The sequence below is a fragment of the Aeromonas sp. QDB39 genome, from assembly GCF_027707585.1.
In the GTDB taxonomy this organism is placed as follows: domain Bacteria; phylum Pseudomonadota; class Gammaproteobacteria; order Enterobacterales; family Aeromonadaceae; genus Aeromonas; species Aeromonas hydrophila.
On sequence record NZ_JAPCIV010000028.1, the window covers coordinates 61,745 to 67,744 of the forward strand.

Consider the following 6,000-nt stretch of genomic DNA (forward strand, 5'->3'; position numbering starts at 1 on the left):
GCAGCCATGCACAAGATAGCGTTTATTTGCCGGCGCGGGCCACACGGTACCGCCGCCGGGCGGGAAGGTCTGGATGCCCTGCTGGCCACTTCGGCCATGACCGAGTCGCTGGCCCTGTTCCTCATCGGAGATGGTGTGCTGCAACTGCTCAGAGAGCAGCAGCCGCAGGCCATCTTGCAGCGTCACTATGCGCCGACCTTCAAGCTGCTCGAGCTCTACGACATCGAGGAGGTCTATGTGTGCACCGACTCGCTGGCCGAGCGTGGCCTGACGGTGGCTGACCTGCTGATCCCCGTGACCGGCCTGTCCCGCACCGACATCCGGCACCAGTGGAATGCCTGTGCTACCCACATCTGCTTTTGAGGTGACCATGATACAGCTGATATTGACCTCTCCCTTCCAGAGCCAGGACCTGGAACAGGCGCTGACCTATCGCCAGCCGGAGGATGTGCTGGTGCTGATGCAGGATGCCGTCGTCGCTGCCACGGCCCCTCAGTGGTGTGCTCGGTTGGCCGGAGTGCCGCTCTATGTCATGCGGGAAGACCTGCAGGCGAGGGGATTGCAACAACGGATCGGGTTGGATCTGGACATGGCCGGCTTGGTGGCTCTGATCGCGGAAAAAGGCTCGCCGCAGACCTGGGCTGGCTGACCGCCGGTTTTATATAATTATTTCAGCCGGTTATCGATATTTTTCAAGGTCTCTTCACTGCCTTTCCTGGCTCGGATTGTATAAATCTTGACTCCCTTGACAACAGGGCATAAAATTTCGCGTCCCCGTATCTGCGGGGAGGATTTTTCACATGTTTATGAAGTCATTATCAGGAGCCTTTTGATGGCAACTATTAACCAGTTGGTTCGCAAGCCACGCATCAAGCTCGTTGTGAAAAGCAACGTGCCGGCGCTGGAAGCGTGCCCTCAGAAGCGTGGCGTGTGCACCCGTGTATACACCACCACCCCGAAGAAGCCTAACTCTGCACTGCGTAAAGTATGCCGTGTACGTCTGACCAACGGCTTCGAAGTCACCTCCTACATCGGCGGTGAAGGTCACAACCTGCAAGAGCACTCTGTTGTTCTGATCCGTGGCGGTCGTGTAAAAGACTTGCCAGGTGTTCGTTATCACACCGTTCGTGGTGCGTTGGACTGTGCCGGTGTTAAAGACCGTAAGCAGGCTCGCTCCAAGTATGGCGTGAAGCGTCCGAAAGCTTAATGGTTCTCCGTTAAGTAAGGCCAAACGTTAATTCGTTTCTAGTTAGATAACTTTCTAGTTTTGGGTAACCCCTGAAGTTACGGAGAATTTGAAATGCCAAGACGTCGTGTTGTTGGTCAGCGTAAAATCCTGCCGGATCCCAAGTTCGGATCAGAGCTGCTGGCTAAATTTGTCAACGTAGTAATGGTTGACGGTAAGAAATCTGTTTCCGAAGCCATCGTATATGGCGCGCTGGACATCATTGCCACCAAGACTGGCAAAGAGCACCTGGCCGTATTCGAAGAAGCCCTGGACAACATTCGTCCGGCCGTCGAGGTTAAATCTCGTCGTGTCGGTGGTGCAACCTATCAGGTACCGGTAGAAGTTCGTCCGGTTCGCCGCAATGCCCTGGCAATGCGCTGGTTGGTTGATGCCGCTCGTAAACGTGGTGAAAAATCAATGGCTCAGCGTTTGGCTGGCGAGCTGCTGGATGCCGCTGACAATAAGGGTTCGTCTGTCAAGAAACGTGAAGACGTACACCGTATGGCTGAAGCGAACAAGGCTTTCGCTCACTTCCGCTGGTAATCCGCTTGCGCAGGGTCTTTTGGCTCTGCGCACCTTTAATTATCTGGGGACAAGTGCCCTAGTAAGAGGATGACAATGGCTCGTACAACCCCCATTGAGCGTTATCGTAATATCGGTATCTCCGCTCACATCGACGCCGGTAAGACTACTACTACCGAGCGCGTTCTGTTTTACACCGGTGTAAGTCACAAGATCGGTGAAGTTCACGATGGCGCCGCCACCATGGACTGGATGGAACAGGAACAAGAGCGTGGTATCACCATCACCTCCGCCGCGACCACCGCTTTCTGGTCCGGTATGGGCAAACAGTTCCAACCGCACCGTATCAACATCATCGATACCCCGGGCCACGTTGACTTTACTATCGAAGTAGAGCGTTCCATGCGTGTTCTGGATGGCGCCGTGATGGTGTACTGTGCCGTAGGTGGCGTACAGCCACAGTCTGAAACCGTATGGCGTCAGGCTAACAAGTACAAGGTTCCCCGTATCGCGTTCGTCAACAAGATGGACCGTACCGGTGCCAACTTCCTGCGCTGCGTTGAGCACATCAAGACCCGTCTGAAAGGTAACCCGGTTCCGCTGCAACTGAACATCGGTTCAGAAGAGAACTTCAAGGGCGTTATCGACCTGGTCAAGATGAAAGCCATCAACTGGAGCGAAGCTGACCAGGGCGTATCCTTCGATTACGAAGACGTCCCGGCTGAGCTGCTGGAAAAAGCGCAAGAAATGCGCATGACCCTGGTTGAAGCCGCTGCTGAAGCGTCTGAAGACCTGATGGAAAAATACCTGGGTGGTGAAGAACTGACCGAGGAAGAGATCAAGAAAGCTCTTCGTCAGCGCGTTCTGAACAACGAAATCATCCTGGTTACCTGTGGCTCCGCGTTCAAGAACAAGGGCGTACAGGCCATGCTGGATGCCGTGGTTGACTATCTGCCGGCTCCGACCGACGTAGCAGCCATCGACGGTCTGAAGCTGGATGGCGAGACCAAAGACGAGCGTCATGCTTCTGATGACGAGCCGTTTGCTGCTCTGGCATTCAAGATTGCTACCGACCCGTTCGTAGGCAACCTGACCTTCTTCCGCGTTTACTCCGGTGTGGTTAACTCCGGTGACTCCGTGCTGAACTCCGTTAAAGAGAAGCGCGAGCGTTTTGGCCGTATCGTTCAGATGCACGCCAACAAGCGTGAAGAGATCAAAGAAGTTCGCGCAGGCGATATCGCTGCCGCCATCGGTCTGAAAGACGTGACCACCGGTGACACCCTGTGTGACGAAAAAGCGCCGATCATCCTCGAGCGTATGGAATTCCCGGAACCGGTAATCTCCATCGCAGTTGAGCCGAAAACCAAGGCTGACCAAGAGAAGATGGGCCTGGCTCTGGGCCGTCTGGCTCAGGAAGACCCGTCCTTCCGTGTATGGACTGACGAAGAGTCTGGCCAAACCATCATCGCCGGTATGGGTGAGCTGCACCTGGACATCATCGTTGACCGTATGCGTCGCGAGTTCAAGGTAGAAGCGAACGTAGGTAAGCCGCAGGTTGCCTACCGTGAAACCATTCGTAACACCGTCAAGGATATCGAAGGTAAGCACGCCAAGCAGTCCGGTGGTCGTGGTCAGTACGGTCACGTTGTGATCGACATGTACCCGCTGGAAGAAGGCAAAGCCTACGAATTCGTCAACGACATCAAGGGCGGCGTCATTCCTGGTGAGTTCATCCCGGGTGTTGACAAGGGTATCCGCGAGCAGCTGAAGTCCGGCCCGCTGGCAGGTTATCCGGTAATGGATCTGGGCGTGCGCCTGCACTTCGGTTCCTACCACGATGTCGACTCTTCCGAACTGGCGTTCAAGATCGCTGCTTCCATGGCCTTTAAGGCTGGCTTCATGAAGGCCAACCCGGTTCTGCTCGAACCGATCATGAAAGTAGAAGTCGAGACTCCGGAAGACTACATGGGCGACGTGATCGGTGACCTGAACCGTCGTCGTGGCCTGATCGAAGGTATGGAAGATGGCCCGTCCGGCAAGATCGTTCGTGCCTTGGTGCCGCTGGCCGAGATGTTCGGTTACGCTACCGCCCTGCGTTCTGCTACCCAGGGTCGTGCTTCCTACGCCATGGAATTCGCCAAGTATCACGATGCCCCGACCAACGTCGCCCAGGCCGTGATCGAAGAGCGCAAATCCAAGTAATTTAAGATTCCCCGCCTACGACGGTAGGCGGGTTTAACCTAGAAGGACTACGTCGTGTCTAAAGAAAAATTTGAGCGTAATAAACCGCACGTAAACGTCGGCACCATCGGCCACGTTGACCACGGTAAAACCACCCTGACTGCCGCTATCACCAACGTGCTGGCCAAGCACTTCGGTGGTAAGGCTTTCGCCTTCGACCAGATCGACAAGGCACCGGAAGAGCGTGAGCGTGGTATCACCATCAACACCTCCCACGTAGAATACGACACCGCTACCCGTCACTACGCCCACGTAGACTGCCCGGGTCACGCCGACTACGTTAAAAACATGATCACCGGTGCTGCCCAGATGGACGGCGCGATCCTGGTAGTAGCAGCGACTGACGGCCCGATGCCGCAGACTCGTGAGCACATCCTGCTGGGTCGTCAGGTAGGCGTTCCGTACATCATCGTGTTCATGAACAAGTGTGACATGGTAGATGACGAAGAGCTGCTGGAACTGGTCGAGATGGAAGTTCGCGAACTGCTGTCCGAGTACGACTTCCCGGGTGATGACCTGCCGGTAGTACGTGGTTCTGCACTGAAAGCGCTGGAAGGCGAAGCTCAGTGGGAAGAGAAGATCCTGGAACTGGCTGGCCACCTGGACACCTACATTCCGGAGCCGGAGCGTGCCATCGACCTGCCGTTCCTGATGCCTATCGAAGACGTATTCTCCATCGCTGGCCGTGGTACCGTAGTTACCGGTCGTGTAGAGCGCGGTATCGTCAAAGTTGGTGAAGAAGTGGAAATCGTGGGTATCAAAGATACCACCAAGACCACCTGTACCGGCGTTGAAATGTTCCGTAAGCTGCTGGACGAAGGTCGTGCAGGCGAGAACATCGGTGCACTGCTGCGTGGCGTGAAGCGTGAAGACGTAGAGCGTGGTCAGGTACTGGCCAAGCCGGGCACCATCAAGCCGCACACCAAGTTTGAATCTGAAGTGTACGTGCTGTCCAAAGAAGAAGGTGGTCGTCATACCCCGTTCTTCAAAGGCTACCGTCCGCAGTTCTACTTCCGTACTACCGACGTGACCGGTACCATCGAACTGCCGGAAGGCGTAGAGATGGTAATGCCGGGCGACAACATCAAGATGGTTGTTACCCTGATTGCGCCGATCGCGATGGACGACGGCCTGCGTTTCGCCATCCGTGAAGGTGGCCGTACCGTAGGTGCTGGTGTTGTAGCTAAAGTTATCGCTTAATCGATACTTTAAATACGCACATGAAAGGGGTGGCTTCGGCCACCCCTTTTACTTTTGGGGCTTTAAATGGCCTGTGAGATACTTTGGGAAATCATTGATAGAGGTCGTTTCTGTGAGCAAACCAGCCATTTTTCTGGATCGTGATGGTGTCATCAACGAAGACACCGGTTATGTCAGCAAGGTAGATGACTTCCACTTTTTGCCCGGAGTCATTGAAGCCCTGCAGTTGATGAAGCAGAAAGGGTATCTGCTGGTCGTTGTCACCAACCAGTCTGGTATCGCCCGCGGCTATTTCAGTGAAGATGATTTCATGAACCTGACCGAGTGGATGGATTGGTCATTGGCCGATCGCGACGTAGATCTCGATGGTATCTACTTCTGCCCCCATCATCCGGAGCATGGTGCTCTCTGTGACTGCCGCAAGCCAGAACCGGGAATGCTGCTGCTTGCCAAGCAAGAACTGAACATCGATATGAGCCGCTCTTATATGGTGGGTGACAAACCTTCTGATCTGAAAGCCGCCATCAATGCCGGTGTTGGTCACAAGATCATGGTCAGAACGGGCAAGCCGGTAACGGATGCTGGTGTCGAGCTGGCCGATGCCATCTATGACAATCTGCATGATTTTGCCGTAGCAGCCCCCACCGTGGCCTGATTTTGCTGGTTTTAAATGCTTTTTGGTGGCTTTGTGAACGGTTGAACGATGAAAGCCATCTTTTTGCAATTATCTGCTTGCCAGAAAGAATCCGTTCCCTATAATGCGCCTCCATCGACACGGCAAGCGGCAACGCAAACAGCCGGGTCGGTAG

At 54.7% G+C, this 6,000-nt stretch carries 7 protein-coding genes; all 7 read left to right on the top strand.

Annotated features, from left to right (window positions below):
- The first annotated feature begins 6 nt into the window (after window positions 1-6).
- The 7 genes from tusC (at window position 7) to gmhB (ending at window position 5,846) form a co-directional block, all read left to right on the top strand.
- Window positions 7-363, top strand: a complete 357-nt coding sequence (gene tusC, locus PG899_RS16835; protein ID WP_077097789.1) for a sulfurtransferase complex subunit TusC — start codon at window positions 7-9, stop codon at window positions 361-363.
- 7 nt (window positions 364-370) lie between these two features.
- Window positions 371-649: a sulfurtransferase complex subunit TusB gene (gene tusB, locus PG899_RS16840; protein WP_024945207.1), complete on the top strand. Its 279-nt coding sequence runs from the start codon at window positions 371-373 to the stop codon at window positions 647-649.
- A 183-nt stretch (window positions 650-832) separates the two neighbouring features.
- Window positions 833-1,207 (top strand): 30S ribosomal protein S12, encoded by a 375-nt coding sequence (gene rpsL, locus PG899_RS16845; protein WP_005306278.1) that lies wholly within the window; start codon window positions 833-835, stop codon window positions 1,205-1,207.
- A gap of 93 nt (window positions 1,208-1,300) precedes the next feature.
- On the top strand, window positions 1,301-1,771 hold the full coding sequence (gene rpsG, locus PG899_RS16850) for a 30S ribosomal protein S7 (RefSeq protein WP_005306266.1): 471 nt from the start codon (window positions 1,301-1,303) through the stop codon (window positions 1,769-1,771).
- A gap of 75 nt (window positions 1,772-1,846) precedes the next feature.
- Window positions 1,847-3,952 carry an elongation factor G gene (gene fusA, locus PG899_RS16855; protein WP_011707695.1) on the top strand — a complete coding sequence of 702 codons (2,106 nt, stop codon included), beginning with the start codon at window positions 1,847-1,849 and terminating at the stop codon, window positions 3,950-3,952.
- Window positions 3,953-4,006: 54 nt separating this feature from the next.
- The gene (tuf, locus tag PG899_RS16860) at window positions 4,007-5,191 is read left to right on the top strand and encodes an elongation factor Tu (protein ID WP_011707694.1); all 1,185 of its coding nucleotides are present in this window, start codon (window positions 4,007-4,009) and stop codon (window positions 5,189-5,191) included.
- A gap of 112 nt (window positions 5,192-5,303) precedes the next feature.
- The gene (gene gmhB, locus PG899_RS16865; protein ID WP_179101556.1) at window positions 5,304-5,846 is read left to right on the top strand and encodes a D-glycero-beta-D-manno-heptose 1,7-bisphosphate 7-phosphatase; all 543 of its coding nucleotides are present in this window, start codon (window positions 5,304-5,306) and stop codon (window positions 5,844-5,846) included.
- The last annotated feature ends 154 nt before the right edge of the window (window positions 5,847-6,000 follow it).

Excerpts from the sequence above, each read along its gene's own strand:
- rpsL (WP_005306278.1), top strand. The coding sequence starts at position 833 with ATGGCAACTATTAACCAGTTGGTTCGCAAGCCACGCATCAAGCTCGTT.
- tusB (WP_024945207.1), top strand. The coding sequence starts at position 371 with ATGATACAGCTGATATTGACCTCTCCCTTCCAGAGCCAGGACCTGGAA.
- tusC (WP_077097789.1), top strand. The coding sequence starts at position 7 with ATGCACAAGATAGCGTTTATTTGCCGGCGCGGGCCACACGGTACCGCC.
- rpsG (WP_005306266.1), top strand. The coding sequence starts at position 1,301 with ATGCCAAGACGTCGTGTTGTTGGTCAGCGTAAAATCCTGCCGGATCCC.
- fusA (WP_011707695.1), top strand. The coding sequence starts at position 1,847 with ATGGCTCGTACAACCCCCATTGAGCGTTATCGTAATATCGGTATCTCC.